Here is a 22,955-nt window from a genome sequence, read left to right as displayed (position 1 = left end):
GGAGCTTATGGGCTAGGGAGAGCATCCAGCCCGCTTTGTAGAGCGTCGTAGCACTGATCCAGCTGGGCATCGCTAATGCAGAGCGGCGGCAGCAGGTAAACGACATCTCCGAGGGGACGGATCAGAACACCCTGATCTCTCACCAGGCCTCGGAGCACTTTGCCCGCAGGATTCAGATAACCCTGCTCACCGCCGGTCACGAGATCAAAGGCAGCGATGGTGCCGCAGAGCCTGACGCGCTGCACCCTGGGATGGTCAGCCAACCGTTCCAGCCTGATCCGATGGCGTTGTTCGAACTGCTCATGACAGGCCGGGTCCGCTTCGAGCAAATCCAAGCTCGCATTGGCTGCTGCACAGCCGAGAGGGTTGGCGGTGAAGCTGTGACCATGCCAGAGGGTTTTGGTCGGATCGCTGCCGAGGAACTCCTGAAAGATCGCCTCGCTGGCCATCGTGATGCCCATTGGTAGGAATCCCGCGGTCAGTCCTTTGGACAGTGCCACCAGATCCGGCCGGATCCCCGCTCGCTGGGAGGCCAGCAGGCGGCCGCAACGACCAAAACCGGCGAGGACCTCATCAGCGATCAACAGGCTGCCGGCGCGCCTGACCCGTTGTTCCACATCTTGGAGGAACTGAGGTCGAACCATGCGCATACCGCCAGCGCCCTGGATGAGTGGTTCGAGGATCACCGCTGCAGTGGGCGTTTTTAGAGCTTGCTCCAGGTCATCAAGAGCCAGTTGTTCACTGGCTTCCACTGCCGTGTCATTCCAGTGGGTATGGGGCCAGGGGACCCGCCTCACTGGAAACAGCATCGGATCGAACGGTTCACTGAACAGGCTTCGTGCACCGACAGCCATCGCTCCGAAGGTATCGCCGTGATAAGCCCCTTCAAATGCGACCAGTTGCTGGCGTGGTTCGCCGCGGTTGTGCCACCACTGAACGGCTGTTTTGAGGGCTACTTCCACCGCGGTGGAGCCGTTGTCTGAGAAGAAAACACGATTCAGTCCAGTGCGCTGGGCCAATCGCGATGCCAGTCGTTCCGCCTGCGGATGGGTGAATTCCGCGAAGATCACCTGCTCAAGCGTGGCGGCTTGTTCAGCGATTGCGCCAGCGACCACAGGGTTGGCATGGCCGTGAAGCGTGACCCACCAGCTGCTGATCGCATCAATCAGAGGTGGTCCTTCAGCTCTGTAGAGCAAAGCTCCTTCACCTCGCACCACCTGTTCGAGAGCTGGGGTGGTTGTGATCGAGGTGAAGGGTGGCCAGAGGTTGGGGTGATGGTTCCGTGACACTGGGCACGCTTGAAGGCCTGTTGTCATCATGGGCACAGGACTGCGAGGCCAGCCATGGCCATGAATCAGATTGACAAAAGTCGGATGCGGCTGCCTTCCAATCGATTTGTGGAGCCGGCCTTAAAGCGTCCCCGCTGTGGTCCTGGCAGCGATGGCTGTCGAAGCATCTTTTTTGAAGGTGGATGGCCCTCAATCAAGGCGCGGCTTGAAATGCGTGGCTGGTCTCCCTCCCAGATCGAACAGATCCATGAACAGCTTCGTCAGGGTTGGACTCTGACCATGGCTGTGCGCCATGTGGCTTTGCTGATCGGCAGATGCCCCTTGCGATCTCGACCGATGGGTTGAGATCGCTGCCAGACGTCTTTACTTGCAGACGTTGCTGTCTTGTTCTCCGAGAGTTGCGATCGGCCCGCAGTTGAACCAGCGCACAAGCTGCACCTCAACATCGGTGAATAGCACAAGGATGCCGCCGCAGAGGAACACAACGGCAACGGTGGCCCAGGTCTGACGGCTTGTCATCGCTTGTCCAGATGGTTCGCAAACGCCTCGAACTTAGGGCCGAGGCCCTGGTTGTGCCATGCATTGCGCAGAGTTTCCGCGTTAAGAGGCTGCAGGGGGGGAAGTTGTGCCAGCACAGGAACATCGCCGATTTCGCTGAGGGTTCTTGGGTTGTCGGCATGGGCAGGCCCATTCAGAATCAAGCCGATCACAGGGATCTTTCGGCTGCGAAGCGCTTCAAGACTCAGCAGGGTGTGATTCAGTGTGCCCAGTCCGCTGCGGGCCACCAGGACCACGGGCAGCATCCACCGCTGCAGCTGATCGATCTGTTGCCAGGCGCGGGTGAGTGGAACATGAAGTCCGCCGGCGGTCTCCACCACCAGTGGTCTGGCCCCCGTTGCTGGAAGCGTCAGCTGCGTTGGGTCAAGGCGGCTGTTTTCTAGTTCCGCTGCCCAATGGGGTGAAACAGCTGCCTGGAAGGCATAGGTCTCGGCGATCCAGCGATCGGAGGGAAGGTCGATCAGCTCCACCACCCGCTCACGATCACCGCCGTCCTCTAGACCGCTCTGCACCGGTTTCCAATACACAGCATTTAGCCCTTGGACCAGCAGAGCACTGACCACTGTTTTGCCCACATCCGTGTCGGTGCCGCAGACCACAAGGCGCAGTGCAGCTGAGCTCGGTCTCATCGTTGGATCAGCAGCAATTGGATCACCCAGGTGAGTCTGAGCTGTCCGTCTGCATCATGATCGGGCCAGGCCTGCTGCAGTGTGCGCCAGTCTCGAATCGGCAGCGAAGGCTGAGTGCTGCAGTCCGCTCCAACCCTCCGCAGCGGTTTCAGCAGCTTGGGCAGGGTTGGAGCAACAGCATTGCAGTGCATATTTTCCTGCAGCCTGATCTGATCCTTCCCGACCCATCGGAGCAAGGCCCGCATCTCTGGGAAGTCAAGAGCTGTGCAGGGGATGCCGGTGGTGTCCGCGGCCCGATGCCACTGAGGGAAGCAACCTTCGACCGGCAGTGCTATAGCCAACCATCCTCCCGGAGCTAGCTGATGCAGCCAATGCCGGATCGCCTCTCCGGGTGTCGGTAGCCAGTGCAAACAGAAGCTCGATGCCAAAAGACTGGGAGCCTCCGGCCATCGTGGCAACGGTCCTCTTAGATCCCATTGCTGGGTTTTGGAGGAGAGCGGTTGTTGGCGAAGCATCGCCTCGCTGCCGTCCACACGCAGCACATGCTGCCCGGGATGCTGGGCTTCAAGAGCCTCAGCCAGGTGTCCGGTTCCACTGCCGAGATCGACCCACAGTCCTGCAGGGATGACCTGTTGTTTGCAACGGTTCGCCAGCTGACCGGCTACCGCATACTGCAGCGTTGCTGAGGCGTTGTAGTTCTGCGCCGACTGATCGAAACGGCTGAGGACTTTGTCGCCCCAGTTGCCGATGGGGTCCATCAGCTTGCTTGACTGTTGTGATCTAGCCACTGCTGGACCCGCACGAGTAGATCCTGGACCAGTAGTGCGTGTCCGACATCCTTGAACTGCCATCGCTCGGGCGCATGCTGCAGGTGGCTCGTGAGGGCAAAAAAGTGTTCACGGCTAGCTGCTGGTGCAACGATCGCATCATCCGTCCCGTCCACCACCAGCACTCGGGCGGCTGTCGGCAAGCCTGGGGGAAGGCCTGAGGTTCCGATTAGGAGCTCAAGATCATTTTTCAGACAGTCCCTCCCACTCTGTGAGAGTCCGTGCTGTTCGGGTCCCGGTGGCAGACCGCACAGATCAGCGGGTTGCGCTGCGCGTTTCAGGAAGGTTCTGAGCATCGTGGCCTCACCGGGACTGCCGATCGCGATCTGCATGCCTCGAAGGCCAGCGCGCAACGCCCTCCCCTCCGGCCCCTGCGGAACGAATCGCCCGAAGCTGGCGAGCAACACCACATCCGTGGCCTGGTTCAGCACAGAGGGTTCCAGCAAATGGGGGCCAAGGGAATGGGCGATCACGACCCTGCGCTGCCTGGCCATGCATGGGTTTGTGCCGTCGCTGGCTGGCTCTGCCCAGCTTGGATTGCACGATCGCCTGTTGCCGTAGCCGCGTTCGCCGCTTTGCCAGAGCCAGCCGCGATGGCTGAAATGACGCTCCCATGGAGCCCAAGCTGTGCTGTCGCCGCTCCAGCCATGCATGGCGATGACCTGTTTCATCAGGAAACGCGGCCATCGGAAAGTGCCCTCAGCAGTGATTCCAATGTCTCATCGGGAAGGAGGCGATGCAGAACCAGACGTAGCCGGGCACTGCCTTCCGGCACGGTGGGTGGGCGGATTGCAGCGGTGACAAGGCCCGAGAGTTCGAGATGGCGTTGCAAATTCAGGCATTGCTGATCCTCTCCAACGAGCAGTGGCAAGATCGGTCCGCCACCTGTCGGTCGCACCCAGCCTGCTTCGACCAGGCAGTCACGCCAGGTGTTGCTGCGCTGCACCAGTGTGTGGCCCCAGCCAGGGTTGTTCCGCATCAGCTCCAGAGCGGCAAGAGCTGCTGCAGCCAGGGGTGGTGCCAATGCAGTTGTGTATCGGAAGGCTCCGCTCTCCTGCAGCAATTGCTCCCCAAGCTCGCCATTGCAGGCCAGGAAGGCTCCGCCGCTGCCGAAAGCCTTGCCGAAGGTGCCGCTGATCATCGTCACTCTCCGTTCTCCAAAGCCCAGGCCACGACCTCCTTCGCCAAGGACACCGAGGGCATGGGCCTCATCCAGGAGCAGACTTGCTTCATGGCGCTCGCAGACTGTTGCTAGCTCATGCACCCGTGGACTGGTGCCTTCCATGCTGAACAAGCTTTCAGTGATCACGAGCAGGCGCGCGTCCGGATGCTCGCTGCGAGAGTGCCTCAACAAACGCTCCAGCGATTCAAGATCGTTGTGGACAAAACGCCGCAGTCGGGCACCGCTGGCTTGCACGCCCACCAGCAGTGAGTGATGAATCAGCCGATCCGCCACAACGGTGGTGTGCCGGTTTGCCAGGGCTTTGACGGCAGCAAGATTGGCTTGAAACCCACTTGGAAACAGCAAAACTGTTTCGCGTCCGAGCCATCGCGCCAGCTCTGACTCCAATTGGACATGCACAGGGCGACTGCCGCTCACCAGCCGTGAGCCGCCTGCTCCCACACCGCTGCATCGCAGTTGTGCCTCGGCCGCGGCGATCAGGGAAGGATGCCGGCAGAGGCTCAGATAATCGTTGCTGGCTAGATCAAGCAGCTCCGGGCCACATGCCGAATCACCGGTCACGGCCTGTAGATGCTCCTGCTTCCTGGCAGGCGACCAGGTGCGCAGCTGACGGCGACGGGCCGGATGAGTGCTCATGCATGCAGTCTCGGTCTATGCCGATCGTGTTGGCGATGCACTGCCCTTTTGGCGGCGTCCCTAGGATTGAATTATGGCGGATCAAGACACCCAGGCTTCAGAGCCCGTACAGGGGGGGTCGCCGGATCCGTCGCAGTTGTTTCCTTTCCCCCTGGATGACTTTCAGTTGGAGGCGATCGACGCTCTGAACCAAGGCCATTCCGTGGTGGTCAGTGCGCCCACAGGTTCTGGAAAAACCTTGATCGGTGAGTACGCCATCCATCGCGCCATGGCACATGGCCAGAAAGTTTTTTACACCACACCGCTGAAAGCTCTTTCCAACCAGAAGTTGCGCGATTTCCGAGAGCAATTCGGTGCGGAGAACGTGGGTCTGATGACCGGTGATCTGAGTGTCAACAGGGATGCCTCAATCGTGGTCATGACCACGGAGATCTTCCGGAACATGCTCTATGCCGAGGCGGATGAGCATGACGACCCTCTAGCCGATGTGGAGGCCGTGGTGCTTGATGAGTGCCACTACATGAATGACTCTCAGCGCGGCACCGTTTGGGAGGAATCGATCATTCACTCTCCACCGCCTGTTCAGCTCGTGGCGCTTTCGGCCACGGTGGCCAATGCCGGGCAGCTCACGGATTGGATCGAAAAGGTGCACGGTCCCACCACGCTCGTCCTGAGTGACTTCCGGCCCGTTCCACTGCACTTTGGTTTCTGCAGTGCCAAAGGGTTGCACCCGTTGCTGAATGAGCAGGGCACAGGTCTTCATCCCAACTGCAAGGTCTGGAGAGCCCCCAAAGGACACAAACGCAAGGGTCGTTCCCCTAGGCCTCCCCAGCCCGAGCCGCCACCGATCAACTTTGTGGTGGCCCAGATGGCCGAGCGCGACATGTTGCCAGCCATCTATTTCATTTTCAGTCGTCGTGGTTGCGATAAGGCCGTTCGGGATCTGGGGGTGCAGTGCTTGGTGAATGAGGCGGAGCAGGCCCGAATCCGTGAGCGTCTCAAGGCCTACACATCAGCCAATCCCGAAGCTGTTCGTGATGGCCTGCACGCTGATGCCTTACTGCGTGGTATCGCTGCCCACCATGCAGGAGTTCTTCCGGCTTGGAAGGAGCTGATCGAGGAGTTGTTCCAGCAGGGACTGGTGAAGGTCGTGTTCGCCACGGAGACTCTGGCGGCGGGCATCAACATGCCAGCACGGACCACAGTGATTGCAGCACTCTCGAAACGCACAGAGCGTGGCCATCGCCAATTGATGGCCAGTGAGTTTCTGCAGATGGCCGGTCGAGCAGGACGACGCGGACTCGACTCTCAGGGATATGTGGTCACGGTGCAGAGCCGCTTTGAGGGGGTTCGCGAAGCAGGGCAGCTGGCAACGAGTCCTCCAGATCCTCTAGTGAGCCAGTTCACCCCCAGCTACGGCATGGTTCTCAACCTTCTACAACGCCATGATCTGGCCAAGGCACGCGAGTTGGTGGAACGCAGCTTCGGGCGCTATTTGGCCAGCTTGGACCTGGTCGAAGAAGAGGAGCTTCTCGAGCAGTTGCGTCTGCAGCTCGGTCAGTTGCAGGGATCGTCTGGGGATGTGCCATGGGAGGACTTTGAGGACTACGAAAAACGTCGTGGTCGCCTGCGCGAAGAGCGTCGACTGATGCGCATTCTTCAGCAACAGGCCGAGGAAACCCTGGCTCATGAGCTCACACTGGCCTTGCAGTTCGCGAGCATTGGAACCCTAGTGAGTCTGAAGGCACCGCAATTGCGAGGTGGAGTGACACCAGCGGTGATCGTGGAGAAGTGCGAGGGACCCGGCCAGTTCCCGCTTTTGCTCTGTCTCACCAGTGACAATGTCTGGCTGATGCTGCCCTGTCAGGCGGTGGTGAGCCTTCATGCTGAGCTCAGCTGTCTGCAAGTGGATGGCGTTCAACCTCCTGAACTCGGTCGTTCTGGTGAGCTCCGCCATGGGGATCAGAACAGTGGTGGTCTGGCTCTGGCGGTGGGTCATATGGCTCAGCGCCATGACATGACAACGCCTCAGTACGACCTGGCAGGAGAAGTGCTGTCTCAGGCACAAACAGTGCAGACGCTTGAGGCTGACCTCGAAGCCCACCCTGCCCATCGCTGGGGAGACCGCAAGCAGCTCAAGAAGCATCGCCGGCGCATGGAGGACTTGGAGCTGGAGATCGCCGAGAGGCAGCAATTGCTCCATCACCGCGCCAACCGTCACTGGGAGACCTTTCTCGCTCTGATGGAGATCCTTCAGCACTTCGCAGCTCTTGATGAACTCGAACCCACGGAGATCGGTCGCACGGTGGCGGCTCTTCGCGGTGACAACGAACTTTGGCTGGGTTTGGCTCTGATGAGCGGTCATCTTGACGATCTGCCGCCGGCAGAGCTCGCCGCTGTGTTTGAAGCGATCAGCACTGAGGTGAACCGTCCTGACCTCTGGAGTGGATTCCCCGCTCCGCCCCGTGCCGAGGAGGCGTTGCATGACCTCTCCGGTCTCCGCCGTGAGCTTCTACGGGCGCAGGAACGACATCAGGTTGTTGTGCCCGCCTGGTGGGAGCCGGAGCTGATGGGTCTAGTCGAGGCATGGGCGAGCGGTACGGCTTGGAATGACCTGATTGCCAATACCTCTTTGGATGAGGGTGATGTCGTGCGGATCATGCGCCGCACGGTGGATCTGCTGGCACAGGTTCCTTACTGCGAAGCGATCAGTGAGCAGCTGCGCAGCCATGCCCGCCAGGCCCTTAAGGCGATCAACCGCTTCCCTGTGGCCGAAACCGATGATCTGCAGAAGGCCGCCGCAGCTGTTTCAGAGGGCCTCAATCCCGCCACTGAACGGGCTGCCTAATGGGCTTCCTGACCGGTTCTCTTTCAGCCTTGCTGCCGTGCCATGTCAGCGGGATCGACGATGCGGTCGAAGTCTTCGGCGCTGACATAACCCAGGTCTAGAGCAGCATTGCGGAGGCTCAGGCCCTGCTCATGGGCGTATTTCGCAATCGCACTTGCTTTGTCGTACCCGATCATCGGCGCCAGAGGTGTCACCAGCATGAGGGATTGCTCAACATCACGTTGAATCCTGGCCCTATTCGGTTCGATTCCCTCGACCATGGCCACTCGGAAGCAGCGGCAGGCATCCGTGAGCAGGGTGATTGAGCGGAGCAGATTGAAACCGATCAGCGGTTTGTAGACATTCATCTGTAGGTGGCCGCCGGCGCCTGCCATCGCGACTGCAGCATCCAGGCCGATCACCTGAGTACAGACCATGGCCATCGCTTCGCACTGGGTTGGGTTCACTTTCCCCGGCATGATTGAGCTACCGGGTTCGTTCTCAGGCAGATGGAGCTCTGCGAGCCCTGCGCGCGGGCCACAGGCCAGAAGGCGGATGTCATTGGCAATCTTCAGCAGACTTCCGGCAAGCAGACGTAGCTGTGCCATCGCATGGACTAACCCGTCATGGCTTGCCATCACAGCGAATTTGTTGGGTGCTGAGCTGAAAGCGAGGCCCGTGAGTTGCGCTAGTTCCCGAGCAGCCTGTTCGGCGAAACCATCCGGCGCATTCAAACCGGTTCCCACTGCAGTGCCGCCGAGTGGCAGGGGATAGACCTCCGAAAGACTGGATGCAATACGAGCGCGGGAGGCCGCGATCTGGTCGCGCCACGCTGAGGCCTCCTGCCCGAGGGTGAGCGGAACTGCATCTTGCAGATGGGTGCGGCCGATCTTCACAAGGTCTTTCCAGAGCTCAGTTTTGGCTGCAAAAACACCGATCAACCGATCGAGTTCAGGAAGCAGTCGATGTTCGACACCTTCCACGGCTGCCACATGAATCGCTGCAGGGAAAACGTCATTGGTGGACTGGGAGCGGTTGACATGGTCATTGGGGTGGACAGGTCTGTGGCTGCCGAGCGGTTCACCAGCAGTCACAGATGCCAGGTTGCTGATCACCTCATTGACATTCATGTTCGTTTGAGTGCCGCTACCGGTTTGCCAGACGCGCAAGGGGAATTGATCATCGTGCTGACCGTCTGCAACCGCTGAGGAGGCTGTCGCGATGGCTGCAGATTCGCTGTCACTGATCACGCCGAGGCGGGCATTCACGCTCGCTGCTGCCTGTTTGATGCGGGCGAGAGCATGAATCAACTCCGCTGGCAGGAGGTCGTCAGCGATATCGAAGTTCCTGAGTGACCGCTGCGTTTGCGCTCCCCAGAGAGCTTCTGCTGGGACCTGTACGGCTCCCATGCTGTCGTGTTCGATCCTGGTCGCTTCTGACATCGCAGGGCAGGTGAATGCGTTATGGGGGTGGACCGGCTCCGGGCCTGAGCACGAGGACAATGATCAGCAGCATGCCGCTGATGCTCACGATCACGTAAATCCAGTCTGCATAGGGGGTCCAAAACATGGTTCAGACCAACCCTCAAAGTGCCAGGCGTTCCCAGATCACTCCCAGATTCGCCTGGTGTAAATCGGTGCTGAAGCAATCGTCGAGTTGCTGCGGACCGAGTTTGGCTGTGACTTCCGGGTCAGCTTCAAGATTGCTGCGGAAATTTCCTCCGTCGTTGTTCCAGGCGCTGTGAGCATTGCGCTGCACCACCCGATAGGCGTCTTCTCTGCTCATGCCTGCATCCACCAGCCCGAGCAGCACTCGCTGACTGAACACCACCCCGCCGTACACGTTCATATTGCGGCGCATGTTTCCCGGGTACACCCCCAGACCTGCCACCACGGCAGTCATCTCCCGGAGCATGAAGTGCAATGTCACCGAGCAGTCGGGGAGCATCATCCGCTCGGTTGAGCTGTGGCTGATATCTCGCTCATGCCAGAGCGCCACATTTTCGAGGGCAGCGACGACATAGCTGCGCAGCACCCTGGCCAGACCACTGATGCGCTCACTGCGAATCGGGTTGCGTTTGTGGGGCATGGCCGAGCTGCCTTTCTGACCCTTGGCAAAGCTCTCTTCCACCTCAAGGACGTCCGTCCGTTGCAGGTTGCGGATTTCAGTGGAGAAGCGGTCCAGTGAGGCACCGACCAGGGCCAGGGTCTGGACATAATCCGCATGCCGATCGCGAGAGATCACTTGGGTGCTTGCGGTGTCGGCGGTGAGGCCTAGTCGATCGCACGTGAGACGTTCCACCTCCGGATCGGTGTTGGCGTAGGTGCCCATGGCCCCGCTCACCTGCCCCACGGCCACATCACGCTCAAGCCGTTCGAGTCGCTCGGCATTGCGGCGGGTCTCGGCCAGCCAGCCAGCCAACTTGAATCCAAAGGTGATCGGTTCACCATGAATGGCATGGGAGCGACCGATCATCACGGTGGACTTGTGCTCCTTCGCCAGTGTTGTGATGGCGTCGTCGAGGGCCCTCAGTTCCTTCCTCAGCAGAACCACGGAAGCCTTGAGTTGCAAGGCAAGACCAGTGTCCAGCACATCGCTGCTAGTCATTCCTAAATGGATGTAGCGACCCGCGTCTCCGACATGCTCGTTGACGTTGGTGAGAAAAGCGATGACGTCGTGACGTACTTCCGCTTCGATCTCAAGGATCCGCGCTGGCTCAAAAGCCGACTTGGTGCGGATGTCCTCCATGGCCTCATTGGGAACGCGTCCCAGGCTGCAGTTGGCCTCACAGGCAGCCACTTCAACATCAAGCCAGCTCTGGTACTTGGCCTGATCGGTCCAGATCGCGCCCATTTCGGGCAGGGTGTAGCGCTCGATCAAGGAATCGCAGACAAACGGTCAATCCTTGACCTTAAGGCGACGCAGGTTTGCACCCAATGGCTCAGGCAGAACGCAGGCGACGATGTTCTACTTCCCATTGCACGTGCTGTCCCCACGCCTGTTGTCGAACGGTGCAGAGTCCACCTCGGCATTCGATCACTTGGAAGGGGGGCAGATCGCTGGGGTGATTTTCGATGGTCACGAAGCTTCCGGGATGCAGGAGTTCCACCACGTTGAGAGGTGTGGGACGGTGCCGTAGGTGCTGCTTGGCGGACATGACCGGGGTGCGGCTCGGATTGATCTTCAGGGAGTTGTTTGGGTTCCCAAGAGAACCACGCAGGTTTGTTCGGATTTCGCCTCTGCTTTTATGAAGAAATGGCTCGTAAACGCCGACTGGATCTGCATCTGCTCACTTTGGGCCTGGCTTCATCACGCCAGCAGGCCCAGCGATTGATTCGTGCCGGCAAGGTGCGTGACGTCCATGGACAGCGTCTTGAGAAGCCCGGGCAGGAAGTGGCAGAAGAGTTGCTACTTCAGGTGGAGCAACCGCCGCGATTCGTTTCAAGGGGTGGAGAAAAGCTTTTGGGTGCTTTGAATGCCTTTCCCGTTGAGGTGAACGGACGGGTTTGTATCGATGGTGGGATCTCCACCGGTGGTTTCACCGATTGCCTGCTGCAGCACGGTGCCAGCCGTGTTTACGGCATTGATGTCGGCTACGGCCAGACCGCCTGGAGCCTGCGCACCGATGAGCGGGTGGTCTTGCGTGAACGCACCAACCTGAGGCGTCTGACAGCTGAGGATCTTTACGGGGACGAGGATCAGCGCCCAACACTGGCCGTGGCGGATGTGTCGTTCATCTCGCTCTCATTGGTGCTGCCAGCTTTGCGCGGTCTGATGATCACTGAGGACTTTGGTGCCAAGGATTGCGAGGCCATCGTGCTGGTGAAGCCCCAGTTTGAGGTTGGACGGCAGAGAGTTGGCAAGGGGGGTGTGGTACGTGACCCAGCTGCCCACATTGATGCGATCACCGACGTGATCAAAGCCGCTCAGCCTCTCGGCTGGAAGCCGACGGGGCTGGTCGCATCTCCACTCACCGGTCCAGCCGGTAACCATGAATATTTGCTGTGGTTGACCGCCAGCGTCGACCATGGGTTCGCCAACGCATTGATCGAGAAGGTTGTCTCATCAACCTTGAGCGAGTGAAGAAAGGACGACCCTGTTTTAAAGAGCTGATCCGTCCCGATCGCCAGTACGGATTCGAACCACGGTGTCCACCGGCGAGATGAAGATCTTGCCGTCACCGATTTCACCGGTCTTCGCAGCTTCTGCAATGGCGTTAACAACGGTGTCAACGCGACCGTCGTCGATGACCACCTCGATCTTGAGTTTCTGCAGGAATTCCACTGTGAATTCCGATCCGCGATAGCGCTCAACCTGGCCTTTCTGTCGACCGAAACCGCGGACTTCGCTCACGGTCATGCCAACGATTCCAGCATTCACCAAGGCAAGCTTGACATCTTCAAGCTTGAAGGGGCGGATGATCGCTTCGACTTTTTTCATTGCTGGTATCCGGCTTTGGGAAAGCTAAGAGCTCAGGCGTGTGGAACAGGGGACAGAGAAGGCAGCGGATTCAGGTTCAGGCCGGCTTCGGAGGCATCAAACATCAGTGTTTGTGCGTCGACTCGATTCACGATCACGTGACCTTGGGAGAGGAGCTCCCAATGCTCGGATTCGAAATGGGTCTGAAGCCAGAGGATTCCATGAACGCTGTTGGGGACCAACCGGAAGGAAGGGCCTTCAGCGAGCAAGCGGAGATCCATGAAGAAGCCTCAATCGTGAACCCATTACGGCTCGCCGATGCTTTCGCGGATGTACGCGTTGATACCGAATCAGGAGTTGACGTGCTTTCTGGCCTGTTCACGGCGGTGTTGATAAACGCTGCCGCGGTAGTGGAGTTCCACGGTTGGCTCAGTCGCCGCTGCGTGATGCAGCGGCGCGTCATAGTGCTGACCGCGGTAAGTGTGATCGACCCTGATCAGGCTCAGTCGCTCATGCTGAATGGTGTCGTAAGGGATGCCGCGATAGGTGCGTTGTGTTGTGCTCATTGATATGGCCTCGAAGAGGATGGTGGTGCTCCGATCGTTGATCGGGACCGCTTCGTGGGAAGGAGCGTTGCTTCACCACGCGCGTGGCTACTTCCGGCTGAAAGGTCTGTGAGAGCAGGCCCAGGCCCAACGATTTGTCCTTCAATGCACTACTACCGCACAAGCGTTGTTCATGGTGAACAGTTTGAGGTGAGCCCAAGCTTGAAATCGTGATTACTCAAGTCTTGTTCTGTGCTCACGGCAGTCATGTTGGGTTTTAAGGTCTTCACAAACCGTTGTGTCGCCTCTCGACCATGAGTGCATCCCCCGCGGAGACCACCCGCACGCCCTTCTACGGGGAACGGGCCATTGCCGATGCCGAGCTGATCTGTTTTGACAATCCTCGCCAGGGCCGTGCCTATGAGGTCTCGATCGAGCTTCCTGAATTCACCTGTCTTTGTCCTTTTTCCGGCTACCCCGATTTCGCTGTGTTGCGACTTCTTTATCAACCGGGACCTCGGGTTGTTGAGCTGAAGGCCATCAAGCTCTACGTGAATAGTTATCGGAATCGCACCATCTCTCACGAGGAGGTTGCCAATCGCATCCTTGATGACTTGGTTGAGGCCTGTGCCCCCGTCTGGATGCAATTGGAGGCTGATTTCTATCCCCGTGGAAATGTGCACACCGTGGTGCGCGTCAGCCATGGAGAGCGCCAACCCTGTTGATCAGCTGTGGGAGCTCTGTGGCAAAGCCCGCAAGGTTTCGGTTGCAAAGGCCGCCCACATGAAGCCTTGCTTGTTGTGTCTCAGCAACAGCCCAGATTTGACGTGTGGCCACCATGCTCAGTCCACCCCCCAAAAGCGTGATCGCAAAGCCTGCATAAACTAGGGGCACCCCTGGATCACGCTTCAGCAGTAATCCGCTGGCCGGCATGATCTCCACCACTCTCAGCGGCAGCCCTCGCACCTCAGCACCGTCTCCACCGGGCCTGAGATTCGTGATTAAACTTCCATCAGAATCAAAGACTTGTACTGGTCCCTGTTCACTGCCGGTGCTGAGGAAGACTGGTTCACTTCCATCCGGACGTGTGGGGAGCACGAGTCCCCAGACCTGGTCGCCCAGTTCTGGAAAGGTGCTCAGTGGTAGTTGAAGCAGGGGGCTGCGCCCGATTTGCACGGTGATCGTCGCCAGCGACCAGTCCGCCTGGTAAATGGTGATGCCCTGGTAGCGCAAAGGATGATTGACGCTGATCGTGCGTTCTTCTTCGGGATGTCCTTGAGGACTGAGCAGCAAGCTGGAGCTGAATTGTTCCGGCCGTCCAGCGGGGTCTCTCTCGATGGCGAAATCCTGAAGGGTGAGGCTGAGCCTGTTCTCGCCGGCTGGACTCAGGAGATCAAGTGAGCGTCCAGGGGCGAGAAAGCGCTCCAGTCGCTGCCCGGCCAGGGCACCCCAGGCGGCTCCAATCAGGAGCAGGACCAGACCTGTATGAACCAGCAAAGGGCCAACACGACCGACAACCCCCCGTCGGGCGGCAAGTCGACCGCTTTGCTCTCTGACGTTCCAACCCTGAACTCTGAGCTCCGAGGCCAGGTCATTCAGTGCGGCGCTGCTGTCGCTGCAGGTGAGAGTCTCGGCCAAGGCCAGTTTGCTGAGTTGGCGTGGGCGGGAGTAATCAGTCCAGCGCAGAGCTGCTTTCAGTGACGGCCACTGACGTCTCCAGCTACACAAGATGAGTGCCAGCCCGAGCAGTGCCAACAGCGAGAGAAACCAGATGCTGGAATAGACGTGATTGAGCTGCACTTGCAGCATCAGGTTTCCGTTGATCAATCCCAGCCATGGGTCGGCATTGAAGCGCTCCAGGTAGAGCTCAGGTGCTTCCTGTTGGGGGATGATCGTGCCCACTGCGCTGGCCACAGCAATGAACAGCAGCAGCAGAATGGCCAGGCGAAGGCTCGAGAGCAGTGCCAGCAGTCGTTTGAGCAAACGCATGCTTAGACCAGCCTCGTCAGCAGGGTGAGCGTGCCGATCGTGAGTAGCACGACACCACTGATGCTGGGGATCCACTGACTGATCGAGCGCATCGCCATGAGCTTGGGAAGCGACGCCGCCATGCTCCCCGCAAGCAGCAACGGCAGCACCTGGCCGATTCCAAAGCTGCTGAGATAAAGCAAGCCTGTGATTGCATTGCCACTGCTGGCAATCCAGCCCAATAAAACTGCCAACACCGGGGTGGTGCATGGAGAAGCCGCAAGGCCGAATGCCAGACCAGCCGCAATTGGCGCCAGCGGTGCGGGCACCTTGCGACTCCATGCATTGGGATCGGGACCTGCTGGCAGGGGCAGCCGCACGACACCAAGCAGATTGAGCCCCATCACCACAGCCAGCAAGGCCACCAGAGTGGGAATGAGTCCAGGCACCTGCCCGTAAATACCTCCCAGCAGCCCGCTCAAGCTGCCCAGCATCACCAGAGCCCCGACGATGCCTCCGCAGAAAGCAAGGCTGCGTTTCCAACCAGGTTGTTCGCTTTCAAATCCGGCGAGGTAGGCCAGTGTTACCGGCAGCAGTGACAGGGAGCACGGTCCAAGACTGGTGAGGGCACCAACGACCAAAACGGCACCAAGACTGAGTGGTCCAGGCTGCTGGAGTGCATGATTCAGCAGGTCTTCACCGCTTCGGGCCAGATCGGACAGTGCCAGGTCGAGGAAGGCGATGGTGAAGCTGGTTCAGAAAAACACCGAGTTCAGCCTATCGATTTGGACGTGGACGGCGTCGATCAGATACCAGTCGTTGAGCTTGGCCCCGCCCACCGATCAACCCTGTGGATTCCAGAGAGCAGCGGATCAGAAGTCCAACGATCATCAGACTTGAGAGCAGTGAGTTGCCTCCGTAGCTCACCAGCGGCAGTGGCAGCCCGGTGGTCGGCATCGCTCCCGATGCCACTGCCACGTTCATCAGCGACTGGCCTACAAGGAGTGCCGCGCAACCGATGGCAACGAGCCTGGCCTGATTGCTTCGGCATCGGAGGGCAACGCGCAGCCCCAAATAGCCTATCAACATTAGGAAGAGAAGCAGTAGCAAGGACCCCACCAGTCCAAATTCTTCGGCGTAGACCGCAAAGATGAAGTCGGTGCTCTGAATCGGCAGATATTGAAGTTTCTGGGTGGAGAGCCCAAATCCTTGGCCGAAAATTCCGCCCGAGCCGATCGCCAGCAAGCTTTGAATCAGTTGGTATCCATCACCCTGCGGATCCTTCCAGGGATTCAGAAAGGAGATCACGCGTAGACGCTGATATTCATTAATCAGGATGCTGGCCGTGCCCAGTAGTGCTCCTCCAATTGCCGTTCCGAACAGTTGGAAGAGTGGCAATCCTGCTGAAAAGGCCATCAGCCAGATCAGAAGGCCACTTAAGGCAGCAGTGCTCAGGTTGGGTTGCTTGAGAATCAGTAACACCAGAATCCCGAAACTCCCGAGCCACAGCAGTTTCTGATCGAGCCCAGTCCGTTTCCAGTGTGCGAAGAGGTTTGCTGCTTGGAGCACTACAAACGGTTTCACGAGCTCGGAAGGCTGAATTTGAATCGGGCCGATCACCAGCCATCGGCTGGCTCCATTCACGGTGGTTCCCATGACAAGGGTCGCTGCGATCAACAGGCAGCCAATCCAGAGTGCGGGCCCCGCGAGTTTCAGCCAGCGCCGCAGATTGATCGATGCGGTGAATGACATCAGGCTCCAGCTGGCTGCCATCCAAACCAGCTGCCTTTTGACGTAATAAGCACCCTCTCCTTGTTCTCGGGCCGCAACCCACCAGCTGGCTGATGCGAGCACTAACAGACCAGCCAGGCTCCAAATGGCCGTGAGTGTGAGCAGCAGACGGGCTTCAGCAGGCCAGAGTGACCAGTCAAGCGGGAGACAACGCTCCCAGAGAGGCTTGGATTCAGACGCAGTCTTTTGACGTTCCCGCAGGGTGCCCTGACGTGAGGATCGACTCCTTTTGGAGATCACGGTGGGGCTGCTCAAAACGATCGGAGGTGTTGCATGTATTGAGCCGTCCTTAGGGCGGTTTGCCAAGGGAGCTCAACAAAAAACCCGACCAGAGGCCGGGTTTGAACACACCTTTGAATTTGATTTAGTTCCCGACGTTGACTTGTTGCCCGCCGGTGCAGAGTTCCACCTTGATGATGCGACCACCCTGCTTCTGGATGCGCTGTTGTTCAGCGAACCAGCTGTTGTAAGGAACCCACTTGGTAAAGAAAGTGTTCTGCAATTCGCGCTGCGTCCGCACCTTCTCAGGGCTGGGGATGCAAGCGGTGACTTTGAACAACCGCATGGGGCTCAGTTGCCGAGACCGGAACAGATGTAGTCGAAGTACACACCCATTTCCTGTCCTGCATCAGGGCCGACCAGGGATGCGGTGACTTCCTTCATGGCCTGAATGGCCTGCACTGTTGCTCCAATCGGGACACCAAGGGAATTGTAGGTCTCTTTCAGACCGTTAAGGACTCGCTCGTCGAGAATGGAGGTGTCGCCGGCGAGCATGGCGTAGGTGGAGTAGCGCAGGTAGTAATCCAGATCACGGATACAGGCTGCATAGCGGCGGGTGGTGTACATGTTGCCGCCAGGACGGGTGATGTCCGAGTACAACAGCGCCTTAGCCACAGCGTCGCGAATGATGGCGGAAGCATTCGCACTGATTGTTGCGGCAGCCTTCACGCGCAGCTCACCGCTGGCGAAGTAGCTCTCGAGGTTGGTCATGGATGCCGTATCCAGGTAGAGACCTTGGACGTCGGACTTGTTGATGACGTTGGTGATCGCGTCTTGCATGGACTCAGGTGTGACGTGAAGGGGCGTTGGTTCCGGTGATCAGGCGAGAGCGCCCACCACGTAGTCGAAGTAGAAGCCGGCTTCTTCGGCATCAGCACCACTAAGGATGCCCATTGCCACCGTTTTCATCTCACGAACGGCTTCTGCCATGGCCTCGAGGGGAGTGCCGAGTGATCGGTAGAGCTCACGGGCTCCAATCACTCCGATCTCTTCGATCGGGGTCACGTCACCAGCGACGACGCCGTAGGTCACGAGACGGAGGTAGTAATCCATATCCCGCAGACATGTTGCGGTCATGGCTTCTCCGTAGGCATTGCCGCCAGGAGAGATGACATCAGGGCGCTTCTGAAAGAGCTGTCCACCTGCAGTCTTAACGATGCGCTCACGGCTCTCGCTGAGAACCTGAGCGACTCGCAGGCGACGTTGGCCTCCGCTGACGAACGCCTTGATCTGGTCCAGTTCTCCTGGACTCAGATAGCGGGCTTCGGCGTCCGCGTTGATGATCGAGTTGGAGACGATGCTCATGCAGTTCTACCTCGAAGCAAGCAGCCACCCGTAGGAGGCCGATATCCGGTGAGTGGTGTGGTGATCTCGAGTGAGATCGTGATGCAGCTTAAGGGCCGCAGTGCCTCGGATCGCGGAGATCCGAGTCGGAAGGCCATCAGATGTTGTATCTGTTGATCTTCCGTTGTGGAATTCGTGCACCTCGCAAGGCAAGGAGCACATATGCCTTCTTAATTCTCAGGCAGCGACCTGGAGAGTCTGCCTCCTGGTAACAGATCTTCATTGCCAGTGTGGACCGCTCTGTTTGAACTTCGTGCCGCTTTTTGAAGTTCTTTTTTATAACAATCCAGCAAAAAATAGGAGGCTTTAAAGGCTCCGTCGCTGTCGTTAAATAATTTTATTTTGCTGTGAAACTCTTTTTTTAAACAGAAGGTTCAAAGAGCTTCGTCGGGTCGTGGGGTCAGGCCAGCGTTGCCGCCGTACAGGCTGGCCGTTCGAGTGATTGTTGACTGGGGCACACCACTGCGCGAGCTCAGCGTGCTGAGCCCCGGCACATCCGACGGTTCAGAGCCGATCTCGACTCGAAGTTCGAGCAGATTGCGCACGGCAGTGGGTTGTCCACAGGCTGCTCTGACCTGGAGAAAGCGGCTTGTCTCCTGTGGAGTTGAGGCTCTGCCAAGAAGAGCGATGCTTGCAGCGGTTGCAGCGCGAAGCGGTGCCATCCGTGAGAGTCGATCTTGGAAGGTCTCGCTCAGAGCAACTGATTCGACGAAGCCATCGAGATCAATCTGCCCATCTCTGAGCATTGACTCCGCTGTGATCAGGCGCTCTGTTTCCAGTGGCACGCGATTCAACAACTGGCGGTAAGTCGCATCAAGGATCTCTCTCAGTTCGGACTCACTGGACACCCTTGCGAGGGATGCCTGGGTGGGAAGCCCCTCGCGTCGCTTGTAACCACTGGCATCGCCGAGAGGGAGTGCCGCCTGAATCCCAGCTTGCCCACGGTTGGACTGGGACGAGCGGGGCACCTGGTTGAGCGATGTTGCGGAGCCGGATGAGCGCCGCAGCATGAAAGCGGCCAGCTGTTCCGGCGGGGTGAACCCGCTGATGTCGGCTGTCCACTTTCCGACGGAGCCGCTGCGTCGACTCTGATCAGCGATATTTCTCTTGGTGACGTCACCGGTCGTGCGGAATGCTTCGCGGCGAATGGCTTCGGGCCGTGGAGTCAGCGACACGTTGACTCTGGCCCCGATCGAGGGATCCAAAGCTCTGCGTAATCCGGGAGCACGACGAGTGGTCAGGTCTTTCGGCGTAATGAAGCGCTCGTACGGCACGGTGTCTTCACCGAAGCAATCTCCGTAGTCCTTGCTGTCGATTAGGGCGTCGACCAGACCGTAAAAACCACGGCGAGCTGCAGTGTCGAAGAGCGCATCGATCTCCCAGCGACCGAAGGTGGGCCTGCCCAGCAGACGGCGGTGCATCACTTCGATGGATTTGGCGATGTAAAGGCCTTCCCAGTAGCGACGGCGGAAGGCATCCGAGCGAGCCACGCCGCGGATGAAGTCGCGGAGGCTGATGTCACCGTTTTCAAGACGGGCTTCCTGGGAGTTGAGGCGTTCTCCTTCGTAGCCAGAGTTGCCGAGCACCTGGATGTAAACGGCTTTGATTACCGCCTGGGTTGAGGATTCGGTGTTGCGAATGCTGGGCTGACCGCCGCGGCTCGGAACGGCTGAACCGCCAGTGGAGATTTGCTGGAGTCGAACGACTCTCGGTCCAACCTTGCGCGGACGACTGCCTCGGAACTGAGGACTGTCCATCTGTCCAGGTTGCGCCATGCCATTGCTCACCAGCAGGCGGCGGGTGTCGTAGCTGAAGGGTGCAGGACGTGTCGCCACTGAAGCAGTGTCCGAAGGGAAAATCGCTCCGTATTGGTTCCCTACAGGATCATTGCCGCCGCCGTAAACATGCTGATCAGCGAGAGGCTGCCGGTAGGAGGCATAAAGCGTCACGTATTGAGGTGCTCCCTCAAACGGCGCACTGAAGCGGAACAAACGACGGTTTGAACCCCAGCCAGCACTTTCCTGTGCCTCTTCACCCAGGTCGCGGAGGTATGGAACAGTCTCCTCACCGAAGGTCTGTGCATATTCGCTGCTGTTCACGATCACATCAATCAGACCGTTCAGGCCCTGCTCGCTGACGATCGAAAATGCTTTGCGGAATTCCTCGAGCGAACTGACGCCGCGTCCGAGGAAATGGCGGTAGGCCAGTTCCACAACTCGGCTGTTCACGAAGGGTCCGTAAAACTGGTTCCGGTATTCCTTGCTGCGGCCTAGGGCGCGGATGAATTCCCGCATGGAAATCTTGCCCTGCACTAGCTGGCTTGCTTCTGAACGACATGGGGTCTGGGAATAGCCCTTGGCGATGTCGCGCTCGAAGACTTGTCGATAAGCGGCTCGGATGATTTCAGCTTTCTCCGCTCCGGACAGGCCCGGACGCATTTCGAAACGCTGTGCTGTTTCGGATGCCAGGGCGTAGATCGCTGGAAGCTGAAGCCCTTGGCTGACGCGGCTGCCACGCTTTTGTTTCGTGGAAGGCGTCGCAACGGCAAGCTCCTTCAGGAGCACGTTGAAGCAGTCGATGGTGAGGCGGCGGGCCTCTGGGCGCTCCCGAAGTAGCTCCGCACAGGCCCCTCGCATTTCTTGGAGGGCCACATTGGTGGCGCTCAGAGAACAATTTTTGAGAAGAATGTCGCGCAGTCCGCGCGTGTTCACCGCAAGAATGCTTGGGTCACCGGCTACCAATGCGTAGCCCACGTAGCGAAGAAACCAACCCAAGTCGCGCACTGATTTGCGCATGAATGCCGGCCCGTACTTGGCCACGCTGATGGCGGTGAATCCCGTGGGCAGGACGACTCGTACATCGGCATCGCCACCGGCTACATCAAGCAGCCGAGTGAAGAAATTGCCTCGCTTGGTGATGCCGCTGTCGCCCGTGAACGTGCGCACGGATTGTTCGAAAGCGGCTTGGTCAGCAGCAAGCGGGGCTGCATCGACAACTCGAGCCACCTCGCCTGTGCTGAGAGGCGCTTCAAGGAACGAAAGCGGAGTTCCTCCGACAAAAATTCTGTTCGCCGCGCGGGCAACGATCGCTTCCGCGTTGCTGGCAATGATCTTTGACGCTTCCAGGCGGTCATTGCCGCTGCGGAAGAACGTGATCAGCGTATTGAGTTCACCCCCATCGGGAAAACGGTCCTGTTGTTCCGCCTGACGAACGCTGGAGAGCGGCAGGGTGTCGAACAGCTGGGGGGAGACCCTTGGGCTGCCGCTGCTGGCGGTCACGGTCATGAACGGGAGCAAGCCGGATTCGGTCAGGTTACGGCTCGTCCTGAAGGCTCCCGAACAGGCATGAACAAATGTTTGCAGGGGGTCTTGTTTCAGAGCTGTTTCTGAAGCCCACCCTGAAATGCTTCAGACCAAAATGAGATCGGAAACCGACGCGCCGATGAACCCCAAGCCCTCGGATGCCGCCACCCCTGTGGTGAGTGACTTTTATGACCGGTTCCCATACCCGGGGGATCCTCTTCAAGACGGACCTCCTCCTGGCTACAACTGGCGTTGGTGTTACGAAAGCGTTGCGGCAGCTGTGCATGGCGCAGTGCCATCGCATACCAACGAAATTGCTTCATTGCGCATTCTCGATGCTGGGTGTGGGACAGGCGTCAGCACCGATTACCTCTGTCATCTCAATCCAGGAGCCCAGGTTCTGGCGGTGGATATCAGTGCCGGAGCTCTTGAGGTGGCCCGCGAACGATTGAAGCGGTCCGGTGCTGCGGATCAGATGGCTGTGTTGCGACAGGAGCAGCGCAGCCTGCTTGATCTGGAGGGCGAGGGCCCCTTCGACTACATCAATTCTGTGGGCGTTCTGCATCACCTTCGAGATCCGCTGGCGGGTTTGAAGGCCTTGGGCTCGCTGTTGGCGGATACAGGATTGATCCATTTATTTCTCTACGCCGATGGGGGACGTTGGGAGATTCATCGAACCCAGAGCGCGCTGCTTCGATTGGGTGCTGGTAATGGTGCCGAAGGTCTGCGTCTTGGCCGTGAACTTTTTCAGGTTCTGCCTGAGGGCAACCGTCTGCGTCAGAACCATGAGCAGCGCTGGCTGATCGATACCGCGGCCGATTCAAATTTCGCTGATATGTACCTCCATCCGCAGGAGACCAGCTACGACCTCAGTCGTTTGTTTGGTTTGATCGATGCAGCCGGACTGCAGTTCGCCGGCTTTTCGAATCCCTCCGTATGGGATCTGAACCGATTGCTTTCCGGTGAATTGCTGGAGCGTGCAGCAATGCTTCCACAGCGCGAACAGTGGCTTCTGGTTGAAGACCTCGATCCAGAGATCAGTCATTTCGAGTTCTTTGTGGCGAAACGACCCGTGCAATGCCATTGCTGGGACGACGATGCAGCCTTGCTCCAAGCGGTTGGTCGGCGACAGTCGTGTTTATGGGGATGGCCTTCCTCCAGCCTTCTGGGTCCGGATCTGGAGCCGATGGCTCTTTCGGAATCCGAGCTGGCATTGCTGGAAGCTGTTGAGCACCGGCCAAAAACACGTTTGGGTGACCTCAACCTCGGGCCTGAGACCGTCTCAGTTGCAAGAGGTCTCTTGTCGCGCCGCCTGTTGCTTCTGGAGGCTTGCAGAACCTGAGCGTGAGAAAACGCGT

The 22,955-nt window shown here is 58.8% G+C and carries 25 protein-coding genes; 5 read left to right on the top strand and 20 right to left on the bottom strand.

What is annotated here, in order from left to right; genetic code table 11:
- Nucleotides 1–5: 5 nt before the first annotated feature.
- Entirely contained in the window at nt 6–1,316 is a 1,311-nt protein-coding gene (bioA, locus tag SynBIOSU31_RS11910; RefSeq protein WP_186493031.1) for an adenosylmethionine--8-amino-7-oxononanoate transaminase, read from the bottom strand.
- A gap of 27 nt (nt 1,317–1,343) precedes the next feature.
- On the opposite strand from bioA, the gene SynBIOSU31_RS11905 reads away from it, so the two are divergent.
- The gene (locus SynBIOSU31_RS11905) at nt 1,344–1,634 is read left to right on the top strand and encodes a hypothetical protein (protein WP_186490311.1); all 291 of its coding nucleotides are present in this window, start codon (nt 1,344–1,346) and stop codon (nt 1,632–1,634) included.
- Nucleotides 1,635–1,652: 18 nt separating this feature from the next.
- Here SynBIOSU31_RS11905 and SynBIOSU31_RS11900 read toward each other — a convergent pair whose 3' ends face one another.
- The 5 genes from SynBIOSU31_RS11900 to SynBIOSU31_RS11880 are packed head-to-tail and all read right to left on the bottom strand — an operon-like array spanning nt 1,653 to nt 5,122.
- A complete protein-coding gene (locus SynBIOSU31_RS11900; RefSeq protein WP_186490309.1) occupies nt 1,653–1,808 on the bottom strand; it encodes a hypothetical protein in 156 nt (51 codons plus the stop codon).
- Nucleotides 1,805–2,476: a dethiobiotin synthase gene (bioD, locus tag SynBIOSU31_RS11895; protein WP_186490307.1), complete on the bottom strand. Its 672-nt coding sequence runs from the start codon at nt 2,474–2,476 to the stop codon at nt 1,805–1,807. The genes SynBIOSU31_RS11900 and bioD overlap by 4 nt, the downstream gene beginning before the upstream one ends.
- Entirely contained in the window at nt 2,473–3,264 is a 792-nt protein-coding gene (locus SynBIOSU31_RS11890) for a methyltransferase (RefSeq protein WP_255477223.1), read from the bottom strand. Before SynBIOSU31_RS11890 ends, bioD begins: the two co-directional genes overlap by 4 nt.
- Nucleotides 3,234–3,974, bottom strand: coding sequence for an alpha/beta hydrolase (locus tag SynBIOSU31_RS11885; RefSeq protein ID WP_186490305.1), 741 nt, complete (start codon nt 3,972–3,974; stop codon nt 3,234–3,236). The genes SynBIOSU31_RS11890 and SynBIOSU31_RS11885 overlap by 31 nt, the downstream gene beginning before the upstream one ends.
- A complete protein-coding gene (locus tag SynBIOSU31_RS11880) occupies nt 3,974–5,122 on the bottom strand; it encodes an aminotransferase class I/II-fold pyridoxal phosphate-dependent enzyme (RefSeq protein ID WP_186490303.1) in 1,149 nt (382 codons plus the stop codon). Before SynBIOSU31_RS11880 ends, SynBIOSU31_RS11885 begins: the two co-directional genes overlap by 1 nt.
- A gap of 73 nt (nt 5,123–5,195) precedes the next feature.
- Here SynBIOSU31_RS11880 and SynBIOSU31_RS11875 point away from each other — a divergent pair, with 73 nt between their 5' ends.
- On the top strand, nt 5,196–7,970 hold the full coding sequence (locus SynBIOSU31_RS11875) for a DEAD/DEAH box helicase (protein WP_186490292.1): 2,775 nt from the start codon (nt 5,196–5,198) through the stop codon (nt 7,968–7,970).
- Nucleotides 7,971–7,993: 23 nt separating this feature from the next.
- On the opposite strand, the gene fumC is transcribed toward SynBIOSU31_RS11875, so the two are convergent.
- From fumC to SynBIOSU31_RS11855, 4 genes are all read right to left on the bottom strand, one after another.
- Nucleotides 7,994–9,391 carry a class II fumarate hydratase gene (gene fumC / locus SynBIOSU31_RS11870; protein WP_186490290.1) on the bottom strand — a complete coding sequence of 466 codons (1,398 nt, stop codon included), beginning with the start codon at nt 9,389–9,391 and terminating at the stop codon, nt 7,994–7,996.
- A gap of 19 nt (nt 9,392–9,410) precedes the next feature.
- Nucleotides 9,411–9,518, bottom strand: coding sequence for an adenylosuccinate lyase (locus tag SynBIOSU31_RS11865; RefSeq protein WP_186490288.1), 108 nt, complete (start codon nt 9,516–9,518; stop codon nt 9,411–9,413).
- A 15-nt stretch (nt 9,519–9,533) separates the two neighbouring features.
- The gene (gene purB, locus SynBIOSU31_RS11860) at nt 9,534–10,829 is read right to left on the bottom strand and encodes an adenylosuccinate lyase (protein ID WP_186490286.1); all 1,296 of its coding nucleotides are present in this window, start codon (nt 10,827–10,829) and stop codon (nt 9,534–9,536) included.
- Nucleotides 10,830–10,890: 61 nt separating this feature from the next.
- Complete coding sequence (locus SynBIOSU31_RS11855) at nt 10,891–11,106, bottom strand: hypothetical protein (protein WP_186490285.1); 216 nt, start codon at nt 11,104–11,106, stop codon at nt 10,891–10,893.
- A 98-nt stretch (nt 11,107–11,204) separates the two neighbouring features.
- Between SynBIOSU31_RS11855 and SynBIOSU31_RS11850 the strand changes: the two genes are divergently transcribed.
- Nucleotides 11,205–12,032 (top strand): TlyA family RNA methyltransferase, encoded by an 828-nt coding sequence (locus tag SynBIOSU31_RS11850; protein ID WP_186490283.1) that lies wholly within the window; start codon nt 11,205–11,207, stop codon nt 12,030–12,032.
- A gap of 18 nt (nt 12,033–12,050) precedes the next feature.
- Here the strand turns inward: SynBIOSU31_RS11850 and SynBIOSU31_RS11845 are convergent, their stop codons facing one another.
- From SynBIOSU31_RS11845 to SynBIOSU31_RS11835, 3 genes are all read right to left on the bottom strand, one after another.
- Complete coding sequence (locus SynBIOSU31_RS11845) at nt 12,051–12,389, bottom strand: P-II family nitrogen regulator (RefSeq protein ID WP_066910997.1); 339 nt, start codon at nt 12,387–12,389, stop codon at nt 12,051–12,053.
- A 32-nt stretch (nt 12,390–12,421) separates the two neighbouring features.
- The gene (locus tag SynBIOSU31_RS11840) at nt 12,422–12,649 is read right to left on the bottom strand and encodes a hypothetical protein (protein ID WP_186490281.1); all 228 of its coding nucleotides are present in this window, start codon (nt 12,647–12,649) and stop codon (nt 12,422–12,424) included.
- A 69-nt stretch (nt 12,650–12,718) separates the two neighbouring features.
- Nucleotides 12,719–12,934, bottom strand: coding sequence for a DUF4278 domain-containing protein (locus SynBIOSU31_RS11835; protein WP_186490279.1), 216 nt, complete (start codon nt 12,932–12,934; stop codon nt 12,719–12,721).
- A gap of 293 nt (nt 12,935–13,227) precedes the next feature.
- Between SynBIOSU31_RS11835 and queF the strand changes: the two genes are divergently transcribed.
- Nucleotides 13,228–13,638 carry a preQ(1) synthase gene (gene queF / locus SynBIOSU31_RS11830; protein WP_186490277.1) on the top strand — a complete coding sequence of 137 codons (411 nt, stop codon included), beginning with the start codon at nt 13,228–13,230 and terminating at the stop codon, nt 13,636–13,638.
- Here the strand turns inward: queF and SynBIOSU31_RS11825 are convergent.
- The 7 genes from SynBIOSU31_RS11825 to SynBIOSU31_RS11795 all read right to left on the bottom strand — a co-directional run bounded on the left by SynBIOSU31_RS11825 (nt 13,610) and on the right by SynBIOSU31_RS11795 (nt 21,579).
- Nucleotides 13,610–14,902 carry a cytochrome c biogenesis protein ResB gene (locus SynBIOSU31_RS11825; protein WP_186490275.1) on the bottom strand — a complete coding sequence of 431 codons (1,293 nt, stop codon included), beginning with the start codon at nt 14,900–14,902 and terminating at the stop codon, nt 13,610–13,612. The genes queF and SynBIOSU31_RS11825 overlap by 29 nt on opposite strands.
- 2 nt (nt 14,903–14,904) lie before the next feature.
- Nucleotides 14,905–15,573, bottom strand: a complete 669-nt coding sequence (locus SynBIOSU31_RS11820; protein ID WP_255477456.1) for a cytochrome c biogenesis CcdA family protein — start codon at nt 15,571–15,573, stop codon at nt 14,905–14,907.
- A gap of 85 nt (nt 15,574–15,658) precedes the next feature.
- Entirely contained in the window at nt 15,659–16,909 is a 1,251-nt protein-coding gene (locus tag SynBIOSU31_RS11815; protein ID WP_370593719.1) for an FtsW/RodA/SpoVE family cell cycle protein, read from the bottom strand.
- A gap of 127 nt (nt 16,910–17,036) precedes the next feature.
- Nucleotides 17,037–17,237 carry a phycobilisome linker polypeptide gene (locus tag SynBIOSU31_RS11810; RefSeq protein ID WP_186490269.1) on the bottom strand — a complete coding sequence of 67 codons (201 nt, stop codon included), beginning with the start codon at nt 17,235–17,237 and terminating at the stop codon, nt 17,037–17,039.
- Nucleotides 17,238–17,242: 5 nt separating this feature from the next.
- Nucleotides 17,243–17,731 (bottom strand): allophycocyanin subunit beta, encoded by a 489-nt coding sequence (gene apcB / locus SynBIOSU31_RS11805; protein WP_186490268.1) that lies wholly within the window; start codon nt 17,729–17,731, stop codon nt 17,243–17,245.
- Between the two features lie 39 nt (nt 17,732–17,770).
- Nucleotides 17,771–18,256 carry an allophycocyanin gene (locus SynBIOSU31_RS11800; protein ID WP_067095786.1) on the bottom strand — a complete coding sequence of 162 codons (486 nt, stop codon included), beginning with the start codon at nt 18,254–18,256 and terminating at the stop codon, nt 17,771–17,773.
- A gap of 413 nt (nt 18,257–18,669) precedes the next feature.
- Nucleotides 18,670–21,579, bottom strand: a complete 2,910-nt coding sequence (locus SynBIOSU31_RS11795; protein WP_186490267.1) for a phycobilisome rod-core linker polypeptide — start codon at nt 21,577–21,579, stop codon at nt 18,670–18,672.
- Nucleotides 21,580–21,736: 157 nt separating this feature from the next.
- Here SynBIOSU31_RS11795 and SynBIOSU31_RS11790 point away from each other — a divergent pair, with 157 nt between their 5' ends.
- Nucleotides 21,737–22,939 (top strand): class I SAM-dependent methyltransferase, encoded by a 1,203-nt coding sequence (locus tag SynBIOSU31_RS11790; RefSeq protein WP_186493027.1) that lies wholly within the window; start codon nt 21,737–21,739, stop codon nt 22,937–22,939.
- Nucleotides 22,940–22,955: the final 16 nt, after the last annotated feature.

The sequence above is a fragment of the Synechococcus sp. BIOS-U3-1 genome (assembly GCF_014279975.1).
Taxonomy (GTDB): domain Bacteria; phylum Cyanobacteriota; class Cyanobacteriia; order PCC-6307; family Cyanobiaceae; genus Synechococcus_C.
The sequence above is the reverse complement of the archived record's forward strand: the minus strand, read 5'-3'. Positions and strand labels throughout refer to the sequence as shown.